The organism is Micromonospora marincola (assembly GCF_056150385.1).
Genome location: NZ_JAXCFT010000005.1, coordinates 136,506 through 155,935, shown reverse-complemented (window position 1 = coordinate 155,935; position 19,430 = coordinate 136,506). Strand labels below are relative to the sequence as shown.

Here is a 19,430-nt window from a genome sequence, read left to right as displayed (position 1 = left end):
TTTCCCGTCCGAGACACTGACCGAACGGATGAGGGAGGCGCGGTGGGCCGGAACCTGGTGGCCCCGTCGCGCGTCCGATCGGCATGAGAGCAGCCCCCGCCATGGCAGCCGCCGTCGCCGCCATCCTCACCCCGCTCGCCGGCTGCGCCCGAGCCGACACACCGGCGCCCGTCGGCCCGGCCGTCACACCCCTGCCCGGCGTCAACGTGACACTCGTGAAATCGGGCGGCATCGTCGGGCTCACCGACACCATCACCGTGCGACCCGACGGAAGCTGGACCAGGACCGACCGGGCCGGCACCGCCCGCGACGGCCGGCTCGCCGAGGCCGACCTCGACCGGCTGCGCCAGCTCACCGTCGACCCCCGGCTGACCGCCGAGGCCGCCGTCACCGTGCCGGCGACCATGTGCGCCGACGCCTTCAGCTACCAGCTCACCATCGGCTCCACAAACGTCGGCTACGTGGACTGCCCCCCGCAGGCCACCCCGCCGGCCGCCACCGCCGAGGTCGTCGGCCTGCTCACCCGCGCGACCGGCTAGAACACGAAGTCCGGCGGCATGCCGGTGCCGCGCAGCTCCGGCGGCAGATGCGCGACGTCGTTGACCGCGATCAGATTCGGTGGGCCGCCGTCGCTGAAGCGGATCACGGTCAACCCCGCGTTGTGCAGGCCCAGGCCGAGCCAACGCCGCTCCGGGGCGTCCAGGGCGTGCCGCACCAACCAGGCGATCAGGAAGCTGTGCGTGACCACCAGCTCGCGTACGTCACCCTCGGCCGGGGCGGCGGCGAAGCGCGCCACGGCCTCCGCCGTCCGGCGCGGCCCGTCGACCCGCTCGGCCGCGTCGTAGCCGGCAAGCATCCGGGCGTACGCCGGCGGCACGCCGGTCGGGTCCGTGTCGTGGGGCAGGTGGTCACCCACGCTGTCGGAGCAGTGCACGGGTACGCCTGGAAGCGCGGCGACGACCAGCTCGGCGGTCTCCGCGGCCCGAAGCAGCGGCCCGTGGTGCACCGCGTCGATCCGCGCCCCACGCAGCCGCTCGCCGAGCAGGACCGCCTGCCGCCGGCCCCGCGCGGAGAGGCCGGTGTTCCCCTCCACCTCCGCTTCGTCCTGCTCGCCGTGTCGGGCCAGGAACAGCAGCCGGCTGGGCATCTGCCACCTCACCATGATCGGGAGGGACGACCCTAGCCGCCCCTCCCGATGCCCGCTGCCCCGGTCAGCCGTTCGCCCACTGCTCCCGAGGGTGCATCTGGCCGATCCGGATCCGGTTGCCGAACGGGTCGCGGATGCCGAAGTCGATCCCGTACGGCCGGTCGGTCGGCTCGTCGGTCACGTCCACGCCCTTGGCGACCAGATCCGCGTACGTCTTGTGCGCGTCGTCGGTGGTGAGGAACAGGAAGCCGCCGGTGGCGCCCTTGGTGAGCAGTTCCCGCACCTGCTCGGCGGTCTTCGGGTCAAGCGCCGGCGGGCCGGGCTTCTCCAGCAGGATCTCCCGCTCGACGTCGCCCGGCACGTTCACCGTCAACCAACGCATGAAGCCGAGATCCTGGTCGGTGTTCACCTCCATGCCCAGCTTGCCGACATAGAAGTCGAGCGCCTCGTCCTGGTCGAGCACGTAGATCTGGGAGCGGGAAATCGAAGTCATCGTCATGCCATGAACGCTAGAGCAAGCCCCTGACCTGCTGCTTATCCAAAACTGCTGGGTCTGGTCCAGGACTTGGCGAAGCAGCTCGGCACGTTCGCGGCGGCGGACCGGTGCCGCCGGAAGTCGCTCGGCGACTCGCCGACGATCCGCCGGAACGTCCGGCTGAACGTGCCGAGGCTGACGAAGCCCACGGCGAGGCAGATGTCGGTGACGTCCCGGTCGGTCTCCAGCAGCATCGACATGGCCCGCTCGACCCGACGGCGTTGCAGGTAGCGGTGCGGGGTCTCGCCGAAGGTGGCCCGGAAGGTCCGGATGAAGTGCGCCTCGGAGACGTGCGCGATCCGGGCCAGCGCCGGGATGTCGAGCGGCTGCGCGTACGCCCGATCCATCGCGTCCCGGGCACGCAACATCGCCCGGTTCGACTCCTCACTCCCCCGACTCATGTAAGGAGGGGGCCCTTGTTAACGCATTCGGTATAGGAGGGGCCCCCTGTTAACACCCCGTCACCCCGTCACCCCGTCGCCCCGTCACCTCGCGCATCGCCGCACGCCTCCCAGTTCTGCCCCGTTCCGTCGTCGCCGAGGACTGCCCGAGCGGCCGATTCGCCACCGCTCCGATGCGCAGCAGGGTAACGGCATCAACACCGTCGATTGAACGACAACCACGGGAGGAGCCCCGGATGGACCAACTGAGAAGGACCTCGCTGATCGCGGGCGGTTGCTACGTGCTCACCTTCGCCTCGATCCCGACCCTCACCCTGTACGCCCCGGTACGCGAGGCGGACTACCTCGTGGGCAGCGGGTCGGAAACCTCGGTCGCCGTCGGCGGCGCGCTTGAGGTGATCGTCGCACTCGCCTGCATCGGCACCGCCGTCGCGCTGTTCCCGGTGCTCAAGCGGCAGGGCGAAACCCGAGCGCTGGGCTTCGTCGCCGCTCGGGTGCTGGAGGCCGCCGGCATCTTCGTCGGGGTCGCGAGCCTCCTGACCGTGGTGGCCCTGCGACGGGCCGGAGCCGGTGCGGACGCGCTTGTCACAGGTCAGGCGCTGGTCGCGCTCTACGACTCGATGTTCCTGCTCAGCCAGAGCCTCATCCCGGCCGTGAACGCGCTGTTGCTGGGTTCCCTGCTGTATCAGTCACGCCTGGTCCCGCGCGTTCTTCCGCTGCTCGGACTCGCCGGGGCACCCCTGCTCGTCGTCGCCGACATCGGCATCCTGTTCGACTTCTGGGACCGGCTGTCGCCGGTGACCGCGATCGCGGCCCTGCCCATCGCGGTGTGGGAGTTCTCGCTCGGCGTCTACCTGCTCGTCAAGGGTCTCCGGACCGCGCCGGTCGCCGCCGACGACCGGGTCGCCCAGGACACGGCCGTCTGACCCTCGGCGATCACGACGGCCACCGGCCGCAAACGCCTTGTGGAATTGGAGCCCCCGGCCGGGATCGAACCGGCGACATCTCGCTTACAAGGCGAGTGCTCTGGCCAGCTGAGCTACAGGGGCGCGTGTGACGGGCTCAGCATAGCGACTGGCCACCGGAAATCCCGCCTGGCAGTGCTCCCGACCACGGAAAACGTCACCTTCCCGACCGGGATCGGCCGATGGATCGTCGTCGAATCGCTTCAACAGCCGGGAGATTGATGCCTTGCCGTGCCTAGGTGACCGAAATGTCTATGCCCCTCGTCCCACCGACTGCTCCCCGCCTTGGCACGAAGGTGAAAGCCGTTTACGGTGCAGTGACACGGATGACACTCCGGCCGGCCTCGGCTGCCTGGGTGACGCCCCGTCCGGCCGGCACCCTGGGTGCCGGTCGCTCCTTCCACTCGGATCGTCCGGCACGTTCCTGCCGGTGAAAGGAAGCGCTCCATCATGGCTACGGTCACTTACGCGAAGGCGTCCCGGATCTATCCGGGCACCGAGCGCCCCGCCGTCAACCAGCTCGACCTGCAGATCGGTGACGGGGAGTTCCTCGTCCTGGTCGGCCCGTCCGGCTGCGGAAAGTCCACCAGCCTGCGGATGCTCGCCGGCCTGGAGGACGTGGACGACGGCGCGATCTACATCGACGACCGGGACGTCACGCACCTCCCGCCGAAGGCCCGCGACATCGCGATGGTCTTCCAGAACTACGCCCTCTACCCGCACATGACGGTGTACGAGAACATGGCGTTCGCCCTCAAGCTTCGCAAGACCTCGAAGTCGGAGATCGACAGGCGGGTCAAGGAGGCGGCCAACCTCCTCCAGCTTGAGGAATACCTCAGCCGCAAGCCGAAGGCGCTCTCCGGCGGTCAGCGCCAGCGTGTCGCCATGGGCCGCGCGATCGTCCGCGAGCCGCAGGTCTTCCTCATGGACGAGCCGCTGTCGAACCTCGACGCCAAGCTCCGGGTGCAGACCCGTACGCAGATCGCCTCGCTCCAGGCGAAGCTCGGCGTCACCACGGTCTACGTCACCCACGACCAGGTCGAGGCCATGACCATGGGTCACCGGGTGGCGGTCATGCTTGACGGCGTGCTCCAGCAGGTGGACACCCCGCGGGCGCTCTACGACACCCCGGCCAACGTCTTCGTCGCCGGCTTCATGGGCTCCCCGGCCATGAACATCAAGACGGTGCCGCTGACCGAGCAGGGCGGCGCGTTCGCCGAGATGATGATCCCGCTGACCCGCGAGCAGGTCGCGGCGGCCCGCGCCGACGGCGGCGACAACAAGGTCACGGTCGGCTTCCGGCCGGAGGACTGCGACCTGGTCAGCCCGGCCGAGGGCGGCATGCCGGTCGTGGTCGAGCTGGTCGAGGACCTGGGCTCCGACGCCAACATCTACGGCCACGCCGCGCTCGAGGGCCACAACGAGCGGTTCGTGGTCCGCACCGACCGGCGCAGCATGCCGAACATGGGCGACACCGTGTTCGTCAAGCCGCGTACCGGCCGCAGCCACGTCTTCCACGCGGCCTCCGGCCTGCGGATCTGACGTACGCGAAAAAGGGGCGGTCCGCCACGGCGGACCGCCCCTTTTCGTCTGCGGTGTCAGAGTTCGGCGGCCCGGCGGCGCGCGACCTCGGCGAGCGTGACCGCGGCGGCGACGCTGGCGTTGAGCGACTCCACGTCGGAGACCATCGGGATGCTGACGGTGAGGTCGCAGGTCTCGCCGACCAGGCGGGACAGCCCGCGCCCCTCCGAGCCGACCACGACGACAAGCGGGCCGGTCGCGGCCTCCAGGTCGTAGAGGTCGGTCTGCCCGTCGGCGTCGAGGCCGACCACGACGAAGCCGGCCTCCTTGCACGCCTTGAGCGACCGGGTCAGGTTGGTGACCTGGGCGACCGGGACGCGCGCGGCGGCGCCGGCGCTGGTCCGCCAGGCGGTCGCGGTGATCCCGGCGGCACGCCGCTCGGGTACGAAGACACCCTGCGCGCCGAACGCGGCGGCCGACCGGATCACCGCGCCGAGGTTGCGCGGGTCGGTGACCCCGTCCAGCGCGACAAGCAGCGGGGCGGCCTGCTCAAGCGCGGCGGCGACCAGGTCGTCGAACGACTCGTAGGCGAACGGCGGCACCTGGAGGCCGACGCCCTGGTGCAGCACCCCACCTGTCATCCGGTCCAGTTCGGCGCGGCCGACTTCGAGAATCGCGATGCCCCGGTCGGCGGCGGTGCGGACGATCTCCTTGACCCGGTCGTCGACGTCGATGCCATGCGCGGTGTAGAGCGCGGTCGCCGGCACCTGGGTGCGCAGCGACTCCAGCACGGGGTTGCGCCCGACGAGCAGCTCGGGGCTGTCCTTCGCCGGGTTCGACTTGCGGCCCGGGGCGACCCGGGGCCCGCCGGACCGGCCGGTCGGCTTGCCGCCGCCGCTGCGGCCCTTGGCGTTTGGCACGCCCCGGCCGCCGCCCTTGCCCCAGGTGGTGTCCTTGCTGCCGGGTTGGCCGATCTTGGGCGCGCGACCCTCCTCGGCGGCGGCACGGCGCTCCTTGTCCTGCTTCCAGGCGGTGCGTTGGGGCAGCTTCTCGGTGCCCGAGTATGCCTTGTGCCAGGGCCGCTCGTCGGCCGGCAGGGTGCGGCCCCGGCCGGCGAGGGAATCCTTGTTCTTGCCACCGGTGCCCTTGGGGGCGCCTGCCTTCGGCGTCAGTCGCCGGCCACGGCGCTGCGAGTTGCCGGCCATCAGTCCTGCTCTCCAATAGTCCAACGCGGGCCCTGGGGGGTGTCCTCGACGACCACGCCGGCCTGCTTGAGCTGGTCGCGGACACCGTCGGCGGCGGCCCAGTCCTTGCGGCTGCGGGCCTGGGCGCGCTGCTCCAGAGCCAACGCGATCAGCGAGTCCACCACGCCGCGCAGGTCACCCGCGCGGTCGCCGCCGGCCCAGGCCGGATCCAGGGGGTCGACGCCGAGGATATCCAGCATCGCCCGGGTGGCGGCCATCGTCGTGCGGACGGTCACATCGTCGCCGCCGCTGAGCGCCGTGTTGCCGTCCCGAACCACCTCGTGCAGCACGGCGAGCGCCGCCGAGGTGTTGAGGTCGTCGTCCATCGCCGCGACGAAACCCGCCGGCAGCCCACCGGGCAGACCCGCGCCGACCCGTTCGGCCGCGCGCTTCACGAAACCTTCGATCCGCCGGTACGCGACCGCGGCCTCCCGCAGCGCGTCCTCGGAGTAGTCGATGCGGGACCGGTAGTGCGCGGCGGCGTAGTAGTAGCGCAGCTCCACCGGGCGCACCCCGAGCGAGGCCACGTAGTCGAGGTCGAGCGTGTTGCCGAGCGACTTGCCCATCTTGGTGCCGCCGATGCCGAGCAGGCCGTGGTGCACCCAGTAGCGGGCGAACGGCAGGTCGGCGGCCTGCGACTGGGCGATCTCGTTCTCGTGGTGCGGGAACGTGAGGTCGAGCCCGCCGCCGTGGATGTCGAACTCCGCGCCCAGGTAGCGCCAGCACATCGCCGAGCACTCGATGTGCCAGCCGGGCCGGCCCCGACCCCACGGCGACGGCCAGGAGGCGTCGGTCGGTTCGCCCGGCTTGACGCCCTTCCACAGCGCGAAGTCACGCGGGTCCCGCTTGCCCCGGTCGGGGGCGTCCCCGGCGGGCTGCATGTCCGCCGGGGACTGCCCGGACAGCGAGCCGTACGCCGGCCAGGAGGCCACGTCGAAGTAGACGTCGCCGGAGCCGTCGGTGGCCGGGTAGGCGTGCCCGGTCTCGATCAGCCGGGCGATCAGCTCGTGCATCTCCGGGATGTGCCCGGTGGCCCGTGGCTCGTACGTCGGCGGGAGCACGTTCAGCGCCCGGTAGGAGGCGGTCAGGATCTGCTCGTTCACGTACGCGATGGACCAGAACGGCCGGCCCTGCTCCATGGCCTTCGCCAGCACCTTGTCGTCGATGTCGGTCAGGTTGCGGATGAAGGTGACCTCGAACCCGTTGCCGACCAGCCAGCGACGCAGCACGTCGTAGTTGACGCCGGAGCGAAGGTGGCCGATGTGCGGGGGCCCCTGGAGCGTGAGACCACACAGGTAGACCCCCACCTTGCCGGCTTCCCGCGGGACGAAGTCCCGCACCGATCGGGTGGCGGTGTCGTACAGGCGTAGCGTCACCTCACAAGGGTAGCCGTACGCACATTTCCCGGTTGGCCGGAGCCGGGTCGTACGCTGCGTGCTGTGGACGCGCAGGCACGCCCGGGAGAGACCGCGCAGACCCTGGACCGGGGTCTGCGCCTGTTGCACCTCGTCGCGGACGCCCCGGGCGGGCTGACCGTCACCGAGGCGGCGCACCGGCTGGGCATCGGGCGGGCGGCCGTCTACCGGCTGGTCGGCGCGCTGACCGGGCACGGCATGCTCCGGCGCGACGGTGCGGGCCGGCTCCGACTGGGTGTCGGCGTGCTGCACCTGGCCCGACGCGCCCAGCCGCTGCTCGCCGAGGGGGCGTTGCCCCCGCTGCGCCGGCTCGCCGAGCGGACCGGGGCCACCGCGCACCTGACCGTGGTCGAGGGCGGCGAAGGGGTCGCGCTGGCCGTGGTCGAGCCGAGCTGGACCGCGTTCCACGTGGCGTACCGGACGGGTTCCCGGCACCCGCTGGAGCGGGGCGCGGCCGGCCGGGCCGTGCTGGCCGGCCGGGCCGGCGACCCCGGGCCGGTCAGCACCAGCGGGGAACTCCAGTCCGGGGCGCACGGGGTGGCGGCGCCGGTGCTCGGGGTGCCCGGGCTGGAGGGCAGCGTCGGCGTGGTGTCGCTGACCCCGCTGGACGTGACCGAGGTCGGCATCCAGGTCACGGCCGCCGCCGAGGCGGTCGCCGCCGCCCTGACCTGACGGCCCCTCGCCGCTCCCCGGCCGCTCCCCGGCCGCTCCCCGGCCGCTCGCCAGCCGCTCGCCAGCGCCAGCTCGGCGAAGTGGCGCCATCAGAGCCGGGTGGATACCGCCACCTCGGCGAGATGGAGGTGATCACCCCGTTTCAATCCCGCCCTGCGGGCTCTGCTTCAGACGACACCCGTCCATGCGGGCCAGCGTGCCAACGCTCCCCACCGCCTCGCTCCACTCGTCCGACGCTCAAGTGGCAATTCAATCGACGCGACCGGTTACTCGGCGCCACCTCGGCGAAGTGGCGGCGTCGCACCCGATCGGATTACGCCACCTCGGCGAAGTGGCGCCGAACCTCGACCTCGACCTCGACCTCGGGCCGGGCCGAACGCGCAAGCAGCAAGCCGCGAACGCGCGAGCAGCCAGGCCAACGTCGCCGGCCCGCCCGCCCTGCTCGTCCGGCGGGCACTCGGCTCCCGCGACGACCCGCAGATCAGCCGCTCCGCCGCCAGCTCGGCGAAGTGGCGCAGTCGGAGGCGGTCCGACCGCACCACCTCGGCGAACTGGAGTCGATCTTCCACCGAAGATAGGGGCACGGGCGCGTCGGCATAGCACATCGGGCGGCCGGCTGGTGGGTTGTCCACAGGAGCGGCGGAGGAGGTGGGCCGCGGTTGTCCACAGGGGTGTCGGTCGGCCTCGACTCGCCGCCACGCTTGTCGCATGCCACCTCATCCGCATCGACCGCCGCAGCTGGCATGGCAGGTCTTCCGAGGCTCCGACGCGGTCCGGCGCGGGCTGCTGTCCCGCCACCATCTCCGGGGGGCGTCCTGGGTCCGGCTCCGGCAGGACGTCTACGCCGATGCCCGCCTCGACCGCGACCACGCGCTGTCCTGCCGGGCCGTCCTGCTCCGCATGCCGCCCGGCACACTGATCGCCGGCCCGTCGGCGGCCTACCTGCACGGCGTCGAACACGCCGCCGATTTCACGGACGACGTGCACGTCCTCCTGCCGGCCATGGTCCGAGCCGACTCTCATCCGGGCGTCCGGGTGCACCACGCCCCGATCGCCAGCGCGCGCAGCGGCCTGCTGGTTCCCACCGTCGCCGCGCCGACCGGTACCGGCCTCCCGACCGACCGGCCAACGCGCGTCGCAGCCGTCACCACGTCGACGGGCTTCCGTTCCACCACGCCCGCCAGAGCGCCAGGCCTGACCACAGCACCGAACCCGACCGCACCACCGAACCCGACCGCGCCACCCAGCCCGACCCGACCATCCAGCCTGACCCGACCATCCAGCCTGACCAGATCGCCCAACCCGACCAGATCGCCCAACCCGACCAGACCGACGACCCTCATCAGATCAGCGCGACCGGCCCGGCCACCAGACCTCACCAGACCACCGGACCTGAGCGCGCCACCGGGCCTGAGCGGGCCGACACCCCGGACGGCACCCGCCGTCTGCGCCTGGGAGACGGCGGTCTGGGCCGATCCCGTCCGGGCGGTCGGCATCATCGACGGGCTCCTGCGGATCGGGGCGGTCGGTCAGTCCGGCCTGGCCGCCGAAGCGGCCCGGAACACCGGCCGTCCGGGCGGCCGCCGGGCCTCCTGGATATTCGGCCTGACCGACGGCTGTGCCGAGTCACCACCCGAGTCCCATCTGCGGGTGCGCCTGATGTTCGCCGGCCTGCCGCGTCCGGTGGCGCAGCATCCGGTACGCGTGTCCACCGGCCTCGTCCTGCATCCCGATCTGGCCTGGCCGGAGTTCCGGGTGGCAGTCGAGTACGACGGTCAGTGGCACGTCGACCCCGATCGGATACACCTCGACCGGCGCCGGCTCAACCAGCTCGTCGAGGCGGGCTGGTTGGTGCTGCACGTGACCGGCCGCCGCCTACGCCACGAGTTTCCGCCCCTGGTCCGCGAGATTCGCGCCGCCCTTGTGGCTCGGGGTTGGCGCCCGTGACGAGTGTGGTGCCACCGGCGGAAGATCAGTGTGCGCGGTCGCCGCACAGCACGGAGAAGCCCGGGCGACGAAGGTCGCCCGGGCTTCCCGGTAAGCGATTGTCGTTACGGCCGTGCGTTGGGCTTCAGCGGGGTCTTCACCGCCGCGTAGGCGTCGACGATGCCATAGCCGTAGAAGCCGTTGAAGTTCAGCGAGCCCGCGCAGTACGCGTCGAACTCGGCGCTCCGGCCCTCGTTGGTGTAGGTCTGCAGCCGCGGCTCCGGGCAGGCGTGCTCGGCCGCCGTCCGGTAGAGGTGCTGTTCGACCTGGTCCGGCGCCATGCCGTAGCCGTCCCGGCCCTGCTTCTTGCCGAACCGGCTGACGATCAGCGCGGCCACGCCCGCGGCGTGCGGGGACGCCATCGAGGTGCCCTGGAGGTAGGTGTAGTAGCCACACTCACCCTTTGCGGTGCACTGCTTGAACACCGATTCCTCGAAGCCGGCCACGATGTTGCCGTTCTCGTCGACCGACCCCTCCTCCTGCAACACCTTCTTGGGGTACGTGGAGAGGATCATGTTGGCGTCGGTGAGGTAGCTGTCGGTGCCGAAGCCGTCCCGGAACCAGCCGCCCGGTGCCGCCACCGCGGTCTGCTCGGTGCCGTAGTTCGAGTAGTCGGACTTCTTGCCGGACGGGCCGACCGCCGACACGCTGATCACGTGCGGGCCCTCGGTGGGCAGGTCCCAGCAGCTCGCGTTGTCGATCGGCCTCGGGTACGGGTCTGCGCCGTAGTCCGGGCTGCTCACGTCGGTGCGGGGAGAGCCCAGGTCCTCGTGGTTGTTGCCGAGCGCGCCGACAAGCGTGACGCCCTTGCGGTGGGCGAAGGTCAGCGCCCGCTTCATGGCCTCGATGATGGTCCGCTGCTCGGCCTGCGCCTCCGGCGAGTCGGCCGGGTTGGCGGCGCAGTTGTAGAGCCACGGGTCGACGTAGAAGGACATGTTGACCACGTCCAGCCCGGAGCGGCCCGCGTGGACCAGGGCGTTGACCACCGGGTTGAGGAAGAAGTAGCCGCTGTCCTGGCCGCCCTTCAGCTCCACCAGGGAGATCTTCGGGGCCACGCCGGAGAGGCCGAAGCCGTTGGCGGCGGCGCCGATCGTGCCGGCCACGTGCGTGCCGTGCCCGCCGTCGTCGGTGCCGACCGGGTCGAGGCAGCTCGCCACCTCGCACGGCCCGTCGACGTCGGGGATGTCCGGCGCGAAGTTGCGCGACAGCGCCCAGTTGAAGTTCGGTGCCAGATCGGGCTGGCTGGCGTCGACGCCGGTGTCCAGGACGCCGACGGTCACCCGCCGGTCGCCGGGCTCGATCTTGCGGGCCTGGTCGGCCCGGATCATGTCCAGCCCCCAGAGCTTGTCGTCGAGCGGGTCCATCTTCTTGGCCTTGCCCTTGGCGGCCTTGCCCTTGCTCGCGCCGGGGGCCGTCAGATGCTCCTGCTCGACCCGGTCCAGCTTCGGCTTCCGGCCGATGGCCTTCTCCTCGGCGGCGCCGACAAGCGCGCCGGCGGCGGTGGCCCGGCTCGCGAAGTCAGCCCGGTCGCTTGTGACCTGGAAGAGGCCGACGTCGTCGGTGCGGGAGACGACCGTGCCGCCGGCCGCCTTGATCGCGGCAATCGCGGCGTCGGTGGACACACCGCTCTCCGCCAGCACGGTGAAGGTCCGGGTGCTGGACGGCGCGGCGGTCGCCGGAACGCCCAGGCCGGTCACCGTGAGTGCCAACGAGGCCGCTACCGCGACCGCGCCGGCGGTGAAGCGCTTGCTCACCACATCAGATCCTCTCGTTGAGGGACGTGGCAGTCATCCCACAACACGGGAGCGGGTTTCGCCAGATGCACGTCCGTAATAGTCCGCAATCAGGCATTCGCGCTCGTCAACGCGGCCACCGCGTCGGGCAGGTCGACCAACGTGGACACCTCGGCATCCGGTTCGAGACCGGGCGGTCGGGGAACCCCACGCCGGTTGAGCCAGATGGCTCGCATACCTGCGCGCTGGGCGGCGGTCACATCGTGTTCCGGCGAGTCGCCCACGTAGACGATCCGGGCGGCGGGCAACCCGGCGGCGGCCACCACGGCGGCGTAGAACGCCGGAGCGGGCTTCTTCGGCACGCCGCCCTCGTGCGCGTACAACGCGAAGGCGAACTGGCCGGCGAGCCCGCAGCGTTCGGCGCGGCTGTTGCCGTTCGTGGCGAAGCCCAGCAGGTGATGTGGGCGCAGCGCCGCCAACGCCGGCAGCGCGTCCGGGAACGGCCGGCTCAGGGCGAACCGGCGGGCGAAGAAGAGCGCCGTGAACTCGTCGAGGTGGGCGTCCAGGCCGGCCCGCGCCAGCGACCGCGCCAACGCGGCACGCCGGATCTCCCGCACCGGCGCGGCGGTGAGCCCGCCGAAGACGGCACCCCAGTCCCCCTCCAGGTCCGCGAGCGACACCTCGGCCGCCGCCGGGGTCCGCCGCCGCATCTCGTCGAGTACGGTCGCAAGCGCTCCGGTGACTGCCGGGCGCAGGTCGATCAGGGTCTCGTCGGCGTCGAAGACGACGGCGCTGCGGGGCGCGCTCATCGCTCGCCGGCCAGCGCCGGCTCGGCCGCGACCGGCGACGTCTGCTCGGGGCCGGCCCGCAGCTCGTCCACCCGCACCAGGGCGACGCCGCCGACGATGAGCACGCCGCCGACCAACTGGATCGCGCTCGGCAACTCGTCGAGCAACAGCCAGGCGATCAGCACCGCGAACATCACCTCGGTCAGCCCCACGAAGGAGGAGAGGCGGGCGCCGAGCAGCCGCGCCCCGGCGACCCCGGTCAGGTACGCGACCACGGCGGCGATCAGCGACAGCCCGGCGATCGGCACCAGCCAACTCATCCGGTGCCCGGCGAAGCTGACGTCGGCGGTGCCGGCGGCCAGCGGGAGGACCCCGACCACGCCGAGCAGCAGCAGCACCACGGCGCCGACGGCCATGCCGCCGCTTGCCATCACCACCGAGGGCAGGTCGGCGTCGATGCGACCGGCGATGACGAAGTATCCGGCCAGCCCGATCCCGGCGCCGAGCCCCCAGAGCACGCCCACCGGGTCGAGGCGGCCGGCGCCGGTGAGGTCGAGGACGAACACCAGCCCGGCCAGGGCGGTGAGCGAGCCGGCCACGGTCAGCAGCCGGGGACGCTGCCCGTGCACCAGCCACATCCACCCGACCACAAGCACGATGCCGAGGTATTCCAGCAGGAGCGCCACGCCGACCGGGAGGTAGCGGACCGCGTTGAAGAAGCACGCCTGGGCCAGGGCCACGCCGAGGAGGCCGAACAGCACCACGGTCAACGCGTTGCGGCGCAGCACCGGCCACCGGCCGCGCAGCGCCAGCATGGCGGGCACGGCAAGCACCAGCGCGGCGATGCCGACCCGGGCGATCACCACGGCCGCCGCCGACCACTCGCCGGTGATCAGCGGGCGGGCGAACGTGCCCGAGGTGGCGAACGTGAGCGCGGAGAGCAGGGCCAGTCCGAGCCCGGCACCGGACCGTTCACGCATCGGCAACTCCTGGTCATGAGTGAAAAGCGTTACGCTGATGACGCTAGGGGTGTGACACGACAGGAGTCAAGTTGCTTTTTGCCCATGACACCGAATGCGGGTTGGCCGCCACCGCCGCGCTTGTGAACACCACCGGTCCGGGTCGGGAGAGCCTGCCCGACGTGGCCGCGCTCGATGAGTTCTTCACCGCGCACGGGTGGAGCGGCCGGCACGAACACACCGACGCCGAGCTGCGCCAGGTCCAAGCGCTACGGCCCCGGCTACGCCGGATCTGGTACGCCGACACCGACGAGGTGGTGGAGATCATCAACGGACTGCTCCGCGAGTCCCGCGCCCTGCCGCAGCTCATCCGGCACGACGACGAGCCGTACCATCTGCACGCCGTGCCCCGCGACGCGCCGCTGGCGACCCGGATGGCGGTCGAGGCCGCGATGGCCCTGGCCGACCTGGTCCGGGCGGGCGAGCTGAGCCGGCTGCGCCGCTGCGACCACCCCGACTGCGACAACGTGCTCGTCGACCTGTCGAAGAACCGGTCCCGCCGGTTCTGCGACGCCGGCTGCGGCAACCGGGCCGCGGTCAGCGCCTACCGGGCGCGCAGGGCGGCGTCCCACTCCTGACGCACCCCGGGCCAGTCCTCCCGGCGTAGCTCGTACTCCACCTCGCCGTGCTCCGTACCCGGAATCGGGTCGTCGAACGTCAGGTGGAACGTGCGGACGTAGCGCAACCCCGCGCGGGCCATCACCGCGCGGGACCGGTCGTTGACCGCCATCGTCTGCGCCCACACCCGGCGGAGGCCGACCGTGTCGAACCCGTGCCGCACCAGCGCCCGTGCGCCCTCGGTGGCCAGCCCGTGCCCCCACGCCGCGCGGCGTAGCCGGTAGCCCAGCTCCCCCTCGCCGCCGTCGTCGGACGGGTCGAGCGCCAACCAGCCGAGGAACTCACCGCTGAACCGGTCGAGCGCGGCCCAGCGGCCGAGGCCGGGATGACTGTCGTACCGCGCCAGCAGCGGCGGCAACATCTCGTTTCGGATCGTCCCGGCCGGTGTCGGCACGCCGCCGGTGAGAAAACGCATCACCTCCGGATCGGCGTCCAGCGCGACAAGCTGATCCACGTCGTCCATGGTGAACCGCCGCACCGTCAGCCGCGCGGTCTCCAGCAACACCCCGTCGTCACCCACCGCCGGATCATCCCGCCACCCCTCACGATCCAGCGAGTCAATTACCCGCCCGTCCGGCCGAACCACCCCCAGTCCAGCTCGCGATCTGCGCGCGGACGCTGGCCAGGATTCCCCCAATTCGGCGACCACAAATCCCCCACCCCTCTTCTCACATCTCCACGGCACCACGCCCGTCGGCCTGATCATGAAGTTGACGGCGATGTGGATCTCTGTCAGGGCCGTCAACTTCATGATCGCGCCCCGCATGACGCAACGCTGGGTCGGAGCGCCCATGCCGTCACCCGACCGGCCGCATCTGCCCCTGCGCCCGCACCCCGACCACCGGCTCGAACCGGCGGCCCTGTTCGACCGCTTTCTCGGTTGGGCCCGCCGCGAAGTCAGGGGTGGGTCATCCGGAGCAGGTCGAGCGCCTCGTCGAGCTGGGTCTCGGTGAGCTTGCCCGAGTCGACGTGGCCGCGCGAGATCACCACCTCGCGGATGGAGACCTGCTTGGCCAGCGCCTCCTTGGCGATCGAGGCGGCCTCGTCGTAGCCGAGATGGCGGTTGAGCGGGGTGACGATCGACGGCGACCCTTCCGCGTACGCCAGGCAGACCTCGGCGTCCGCGACCAGGCCGGCCACCAGGCGCTCCGCGAAGAGCCGGCTCGACGCGGCGATCAGCTTGATCGACTCCAGCAGGTTCCGGCCCATCACCGGGAGCATCACGTTCAGCTCGAAGTCGCCCTGCGAGCCCGCGAAGGCCACCGCCGCGTCGTTGCCGACCACCTGGGCGCAGACCTGACGCATCGCCTCGGCCACCACCGGGTTGACCTTGCCCGGCATGATCGACGAGCCGGGCTGGAGATCGGGGATGCGCAGCTCGCGCAGGCCGGCGCGAGGGCCGGAACCCATCCAGCGTACGTCGTTGGCGATCTTGTAGAGGCCGACCGCGACGGTGCGGAGCTGACCCGACGTCTCCACGAGCGCGTCCCGGGCGCCCTGCGCCTCGAAGTGGTTGCGTGCCTCCGACAGCGGCAGGCTGGTCGAGTCCCGTAGTCGCCCGATCACCTTCCCCGCGAAACCGAGCGGGGTGTTGATGCCGGTGCCCACGGCGGTGCCGCCGAGCGGCAGCTCGGCCAGCCGGGGCAGCGCCGACTCCAGCCGCTCGACGCCGTAGCGGACCTGCGCGGCGTAACCACCGAACTCCTGCCCCAGGGTGACCGGGGTGGCGTCCATCAGGTGGGTACGGCCGGCCTTGACCACGGTCTCGAAATCGGCCGCCTTGGCCTCAAGCGCCATGGCGAGCCGCGTCAACGAGGGAAGCAGATCCTCCACCACGAACTGGGTGGCGGCCAGGTGGATCGAGGTCGGGAACACGTCGTTGCTGGACTGCGACGCGTTGACGTGGTCGTTCGGGTGGACGTCGCGGCCCAGCTCGCGGCTCGCCAGCGACGCGATCACCTCATTGGCGTTCATGTTCGACGACGTGCCGGAACCGGTCTGGAACACGTCCACCGGGAACTGGTCGTCGTAGCCGCCGGCGACCACGTGCGCGGCGGCGGTGGCGATGGCCTCGGCCACATCCGCGTCGATCACCCCCAGCTCGCCGTTGACCTGGGCAGCCGCGCCCTTGATCTGCGCCAGCGCCTTGATCTGGGCCGGTTCGAGCCCGCGCCCCGAGATCGGGAAGTTCTGCACCGCGCGCTGCGTCTGCGCCCGCCACAGCGCCTCGGCGGGCACCTCCACCTCGCCCATCGAGTCGCGTTCGATCCGGTAACCGGTCGCCTCTGGAGTCGTCACCCGTACCATCCTGCCCCGCCCCCCGCCGACGTGCAGGGAAAGCAGAGCGCCCTCAGCCCAGCTCGGCCAGCAACTCCTCCGTCGCCCGCTGGTCCGGCGACTCGACCTGGCGGAACAGCACAAGCGCCCGGGCGGCGTACCTGTGGGCCTGCGCCGGGTCGGTGCCGCGCAGGCAGCGGGCCAACCCGTCGAGGGCCCGCCCCTGCTCGTAGCGGAGGCCGAGCCGGGTGGCGTCGGTCATCACCCGGCGGTGCAGTTCGAGCGCGGTGTCCACGTCACCGAGCGCACGCAGGGCGCGCGCGAGCAGGTTGCGGGACGCACACTGCCCGACCCGGTCCCCGGCGTCGGTCATCGCCAGCAGGGCGGCGCGGTGCCGGGCCGCGGCCTCGGCCGGACGACCCGCCTCCTGTTCCATCAGGCCGATCTCGTTGAGGATCTCCCCCTCGCCGAACCGGTTGGCGCTCAACCGCTTGACCCGCAGCGCCGCCCGGAGCAGCCGGCGGGCCGGCCCCAGGTCGCCCATGCGATGACGGATCATGCCGAGGTGGCCGATCGCGTTCCCGGTGTGCCGGAACTCGCCGCCCTCCCGGGCCAGCAGGACGTGCTGGCGGGCCACCCGGAGGGCCCGGTCGTACCGGCCCCGGGAGATCATGACGATCGAGAGCATGTTGAACAGGGTCGCCATCAACCCGGCGTCCTCCGGGTAACGGGCGAGCCGGAGGGCCTCGTCCAGGCACTCCACACAGCGTTCGTACTCGTCACCGCCGAAACACGCGGCGGCGAGATTGCTGAGCGCCTGCACCCGTTCCTGACGCAGACCGAGCCGGCGGTAGCGGTCCACGACCGCCTCCATCAGCCGGACCGACTCCGCGTAGCGGCCGAGCCGGAACTTCGCCGAGGCAAGGTAGTTCATGGTGATCGCCACCGCCTCGTCGTTGCCCGAGGCGGTCGCGGCCCGCAGTGCGACGTCGTGCGTCTCGACCAGCTCGTCGAGGTGACCGCCGACGAAGTTGGACCACCAGAACGCCCGGGCGAGCTGCCAGCAGTGGTCGAGCAGGCCCTCCGACTCGGCGAGGCGCACCAACGCGGTGAGCGTGGCCCGGTTCTCGTCGAACCAGGACAGGCCCCGCCGCTCCTGGGTGAGCACCAGGTCGGGACGACGCGGCGGCGGGAGCGCGACGTTTGCCATGCCGCTCGGCTTGGCCTCGGCGAGGATCGCGAGAGCAGCCGCCACCTGAAGGTGGTATTCGATCAGGCGGTCGACGCCGGCGCGTCGCTCCTCGGCACGCTCGGACTCGGCCACCAGCCGGCGGGCGTACTCCCGCAACAGGTCGTGGAGACGGTAACGGCCCGGCTCCACCTCCTCGGCCAGATGCGCGTCGACAAGTTCGTCGAGCAGGTCCTGCGTCTCGGGCAGCGGCAGCTCGATGAGCGCCGCCGCCACCCGGTTGTCGAACCGCACCCCCGGGTGGAGCCCGAGCAGCCGGAACAACCGCCGGGCCGGCGCGGAGACCTGGGCGTACGACAGGGCGAAGGCGTGACCTACCGAACGCTCGCCGGCCGCCAGCTCGGCCAGTGGATCCTGTGCCTCGGTCAACCGCTGCGCCAAGTCGGCGACCCGCCAGAGCGGACGATGGGCGAGGCGGGCGCCGGCCAGCCGGATGGCGAGCGGCAGGTAGCCGCATCGTCCGACCACCTCGGCCGCAGCCGCCGGCTCCGCGCCGATCCGGTCGGCGCCGACGACCCGGCCGAGCAGTTCGAGCGCCTCGTCCGGGTCCAGCACGGACAGCGAGTGGGGACGCCCCTCGTCGAGACCGACAAGCCGACGGCGGCTCGTCACAAGCACCAGATTGTCCGGGCCGCTGGGAAGCAACGCGGCGGCCTGGCGGGCGCTCGCCGCATTGTCCAGCACCACCGCGGCCCGCCGGTCGGCGAGTTCGGAGCGCCACATGGCCAGCCGGTCCTCCGGGTCGACAGGCACCCGCTCGGCGGGCACCCCGAGCTGCCGGAGCAACGTGCCCGCCGCCGCGGCGGCGGTCAACGGGGTGCGCTCGCTGTAGCCGTGCAGGTCGATGAAGAGCTGCGCGTCCGGGAACTGCTCCCGCACGGCGGTCGCGACCTGCACGGCGAGGGTGGTCTTACCGCTACCGGCCATCCCGTCGATCAGGTGCAGGCGGGCGCCCTCGGCCACGATCTCCTTCACCAGCCGGGCCATGGTCTGCTGCCGCCCGGTGAAGTCGCTGATGGCCCGGGGCAGGGCGCGCACCGGAACGGCCCGGGGCGCGACCGCCGGCCCGCCCCCGGCGTCGTCACCGGCGAGCAGCCGTTGGTGCAGCGCCTGGAGCGCCGAGCCGGGTTCGATGCCCAGCTCGTCGGCGTAGATCCGCCGCCCCTCCCGGTAGACGGCGAGCGCGTCCGCCTGCCGGCCGAGCGCGGACAGCGCCTGCATCAACTGCCCGCGCAGCCGGTCCCGCAGCGGGTGACGCTCGACGTTCTCGGCCAGTTCGTCGACCAGGTCGGCCGCCCGACGCAGCCGCAGCTCGACGTCGACGCACTCCTCCAGGACCGCGAGCCGCTGCTCGTCGAGCGTCAGCGCCCGCCGCCGTACGCTCCGGGCGGGAATGCCTGCGAGCGCGGGGCCGCGCCAGAGCGCCAGCGCGGCCCGGTAGTGCGCACGCGCCTCCGTCGCCCGACCGGCGCTGACCTCCGCGCGGGCGGTCTCCACGATGCGGGCGAACACCTCGGCGTCCAGATCGTCCGCCCCGACCCGGATGCCGTAACCAGCCGGGTCGGTGACGATGGTGTCGGCGGGCAGGCCCAGCACCACGAACCGGTGTCGCAGCCGCGACACACAGATCTGGAGCTGGGCGCGGGCGGTGGCAGGCGGGCGTTCCTCCCAGATGGCGTCGACCAGTTCCTCGGTCGGGACCACCCGACCGGCGCGCAGCAGCAGCATGGCGAGCACGATCCGGTCCCGACCTGCGGTGACGGTGGCTTCGCCACCGCCCACCCGCAGGGGTCCCAGGATCCCGAACCGCATCTGCGACCCCCGTACGCCCGGTTGCACCTTCCAGCAGCGTAGCCCGGC

The 19,430-nt window shown here is 71.9% G+C and carries 17 protein-coding genes and 1 tRNA gene; 6 read left to right on the top strand and 12 right to left on the bottom strand.

From position 1 onward, the window contains the following. The first annotated feature begins 101 nt into the window (after positions 1-101). A complete protein-coding gene (locus SM450_RS14210; RefSeq protein WP_474620206.1) occupies positions 102-539 on the top strand; it encodes a hypothetical protein in 438 nt (145 codons plus the stop codon). Here the strand turns inward: SM450_RS14210 and SM450_RS14205 are convergent. The 3 genes from SM450_RS14205 to SM450_RS14195 form a co-directional block, all read right to left on the bottom strand. After that, on the bottom strand, positions 536-1,147 hold the full coding sequence (locus SM450_RS14205) for a histidine phosphatase family protein (RefSeq protein WP_474620205.1): 612 nt from the start codon (positions 1,145-1,147) through the stop codon (positions 536-538). The genes SM450_RS14210 and SM450_RS14205 overlap by 4 nt on opposite strands. A gap of 64 nt (positions 1,148-1,211) precedes the next feature. Next, complete coding sequence (locus SM450_RS14200; RefSeq protein ID WP_474620204.1) at positions 1,212-1,646, bottom strand: VOC family protein; 435 nt, start codon at positions 1,644-1,646, stop codon at positions 1,212-1,214. A 35-nt stretch (positions 1,647-1,681) separates the two neighbouring features. Continuing rightward, the gene (locus SM450_RS14195) at positions 1,682-2,083 is read right to left on the bottom strand and encodes a helix-turn-helix domain-containing protein (protein WP_474620203.1); all 402 of its coding nucleotides are present in this window, start codon (positions 2,081-2,083) and stop codon (positions 1,682-1,684) included. Between the two features lie 236 nt (positions 2,084-2,319). Here SM450_RS14195 and SM450_RS14190 point away from each other — a divergent pair, with 236 nt between their 5' ends. Beyond that, positions 2,320-3,009 (top strand): DUF4386 domain-containing protein, encoded by a 690-nt coding sequence (locus SM450_RS14190; RefSeq protein WP_474620202.1) that lies wholly within the window; start codon positions 2,320-2,322, stop codon positions 3,007-3,009. 46 nt (positions 3,010-3,055) lie between these two features. Here the strand turns inward: SM450_RS14190 and SM450_RS14185 are convergent. Next, positions 3,056-3,132 (bottom strand) — tRNA-Thr (locus tag SM450_RS14185). A gap of 366 nt (positions 3,133-3,498) precedes the next feature. Between SM450_RS14185 and SM450_RS14180 the strand changes: the two genes are divergently transcribed. Further along, a complete protein-coding gene (locus SM450_RS14180) occupies positions 3,499-4,590 on the top strand; it encodes an ABC transporter ATP-binding protein (RefSeq protein ID WP_474620201.1) in 1,092 nt (363 codons plus the stop codon). Positions 4,591-4,646: 56 nt separating this feature from the next. Here SM450_RS14180 and rlmB read toward each other — a convergent pair whose 3' ends face one another. Further along, positions 4,647-5,774 (bottom strand): 23S rRNA (guanosine(2251)-2'-O)-methyltransferase RlmB, encoded by a 1,128-nt coding sequence (gene rlmB, locus SM450_RS14175; protein ID WP_474620200.1) that lies wholly within the window; start codon positions 5,772-5,774, stop codon positions 4,647-4,649. Continuing rightward, a complete protein-coding gene (gene cysS / locus SM450_RS14170; protein ID WP_474620199.1) occupies positions 5,774-7,189 on the bottom strand; it encodes a cysteine--tRNA ligase in 1,416 nt (471 codons plus the stop codon). The genes rlmB and cysS overlap by 1 nt, the downstream gene beginning before the upstream one ends. Positions 7,190-7,252: 63 nt before the next feature. Between cysS and SM450_RS14165 the strand changes: the two genes are divergently transcribed. Both SM450_RS14165 and SM450_RS14160 read left to right on the top strand, forming a co-directional pair. Next, positions 7,253-7,900 (top strand): IclR family transcriptional regulator, encoded by a 648-nt coding sequence (locus tag SM450_RS14165; RefSeq protein ID WP_474620198.1) that lies wholly within the window; start codon positions 7,253-7,255, stop codon positions 7,898-7,900. A gap of 708 nt (positions 7,901-8,608) precedes the next feature. Further along, entirely contained in the window at positions 8,609-9,847 is a 1,239-nt protein-coding gene (locus SM450_RS14160; protein WP_474620197.1) for a hypothetical protein, read from the top strand. 104 nt (positions 9,848-9,951) lie between these two features. Here SM450_RS14160 and SM450_RS14155 read toward each other — a convergent pair whose 3' ends face one another. From SM450_RS14155 to SM450_RS14145, 3 genes are all read right to left on the bottom strand, one after another. Further along, positions 9,952-11,640: a S8 family serine peptidase gene (locus SM450_RS14155; protein WP_474620196.1), complete on the bottom strand. Its 1,689-nt coding sequence runs from the start codon at positions 11,638-11,640 to the stop codon at positions 9,952-9,954. Positions 11,641-11,729: 89 nt separating this feature from the next. Further along, positions 11,730-12,428 (bottom strand): HAD family hydrolase, encoded by a 699-nt coding sequence (locus SM450_RS14150; protein ID WP_474620195.1) that lies wholly within the window; start codon positions 12,426-12,428, stop codon positions 11,730-11,732. Further along, positions 12,425-13,387 carry an EamA family transporter gene (locus SM450_RS14145; protein ID WP_474620194.1) on the bottom strand — a complete coding sequence of 321 codons (963 nt, stop codon included), beginning with the start codon at positions 13,385-13,387 and terminating at the stop codon, positions 12,425-12,427. Before SM450_RS14145 ends, SM450_RS14150 begins: the two co-directional genes overlap by 4 nt. A 71-nt stretch (positions 13,388-13,458) precedes the next feature. Here SM450_RS14145 and SM450_RS14140 point away from each other — a divergent pair, with 71 nt between their 5' ends. After that, the gene (locus SM450_RS14140; RefSeq protein WP_474620193.1) at positions 13,459-14,004 is read left to right on the top strand and encodes a CGNR zinc finger domain-containing protein; all 546 of its coding nucleotides are present in this window, start codon (positions 13,459-13,461) and stop codon (positions 14,002-14,004) included. Here the strand turns inward: SM450_RS14140 and SM450_RS14135 are convergent. The 3 genes from SM450_RS14135 to SM450_RS14125 form a co-directional block, all read right to left on the bottom strand. Then, on the bottom strand, positions 13,971-14,564 hold the full coding sequence (locus SM450_RS14135; RefSeq protein ID WP_474620192.1) for a GNAT family N-acetyltransferase: 594 nt from the start codon (positions 14,562-14,564) through the stop codon (positions 13,971-13,973). The genes SM450_RS14140 and SM450_RS14135 overlap by 34 nt on opposite strands. Before the next feature lie 377 nt (positions 14,565-14,941). Then, the gene (locus SM450_RS14130) at positions 14,942-16,351 is read right to left on the bottom strand and encodes a class II fumarate hydratase (RefSeq protein WP_474620191.1); all 1,410 of its coding nucleotides are present in this window, start codon (positions 16,349-16,351) and stop codon (positions 14,942-14,944) included. Between the two features lie 43 nt (positions 16,352-16,394). After that, positions 16,395-19,382, bottom strand: a complete 2,988-nt coding sequence (locus SM450_RS14125) for an AfsR/SARP family transcriptional regulator (protein ID WP_474620190.1) — start codon at positions 19,380-19,382, stop codon at positions 16,395-16,397. Positions 19,383-19,430: the final 48 nt, after the last annotated feature.

Coding starts and splice junctions, on each gene's coding strand:
- SM450_RS14210 (WP_474620206.1), top strand. CDS start 102: ATGGCAGCCGCCGTCGCCGCCATCCTCACCCCGCTCGCCGGCTGCGCC.
- SM450_RS14205 (WP_474620205.1), bottom strand. CDS start 1,147: ATGCCCAGCCGGCTGCTGTTCCTGGCCCGACACGGCGAGCAGGACGAA.
- SM450_RS14200 (WP_474620204.1), bottom strand. CDS start 1,646: ATGACGATGACTTCGATTTCCCGCTCCCAGATCTACGTGCTCGACCAG.
- SM450_RS14195 (WP_474620203.1), bottom strand. CDS start 2,083: ATGAGTCGGGGGAGTGAGGAGTCGAACCGGGCGATGTTGCGTGCCCGG.
- SM450_RS14190 (WP_474620202.1), top strand. CDS start 2,320: ATGGACCAACTGAGAAGGACCTCGCTGATCGCGGGCGGTTGCTACGTG.
- SM450_RS14180 (WP_474620201.1), top strand. CDS start 3,499: ATGGCTACGGTCACTTACGCGAAGGCGTCCCGGATCTATCCGGGCACC.
- rlmB (WP_474620200.1), bottom strand. CDS start 5,774: ATGGCCGGCAACTCGCAGCGCCGTGGCCGGCGACTGACGCCGAAGGCA.
- SM450_RS14160 (WP_474620197.1), top strand. CDS start 8,609: ATGCCACCTCATCCGCATCGACCGCCGCAGCTGGCATGGCAGGTCTTC.
- SM450_RS14150 (WP_474620195.1), bottom strand. CDS start 12,428: ATGAGCGCGCCCCGCAGCGCCGTCGTCTTCGACGCCGACGAGACCCTG.
- SM450_RS14145 (WP_474620194.1), bottom strand. CDS start 13,387: ATGCGTGAACGGTCCGGTGCCGGGCTCGGACTGGCCCTGCTCTCCGCG.
- SM450_RS14130 (WP_474620191.1), bottom strand. CDS start 16,351: ATGGTACGGGTGACGACTCCAGAGGCGACCGGTTACCGGATCGAACGC.
- SM450_RS14125 (WP_474620190.1), bottom strand. CDS start 19,382: ATGCGGTTCGGGATCCTGGGACCCCTGCGGGTGGGCGGTGGCGAAGCC.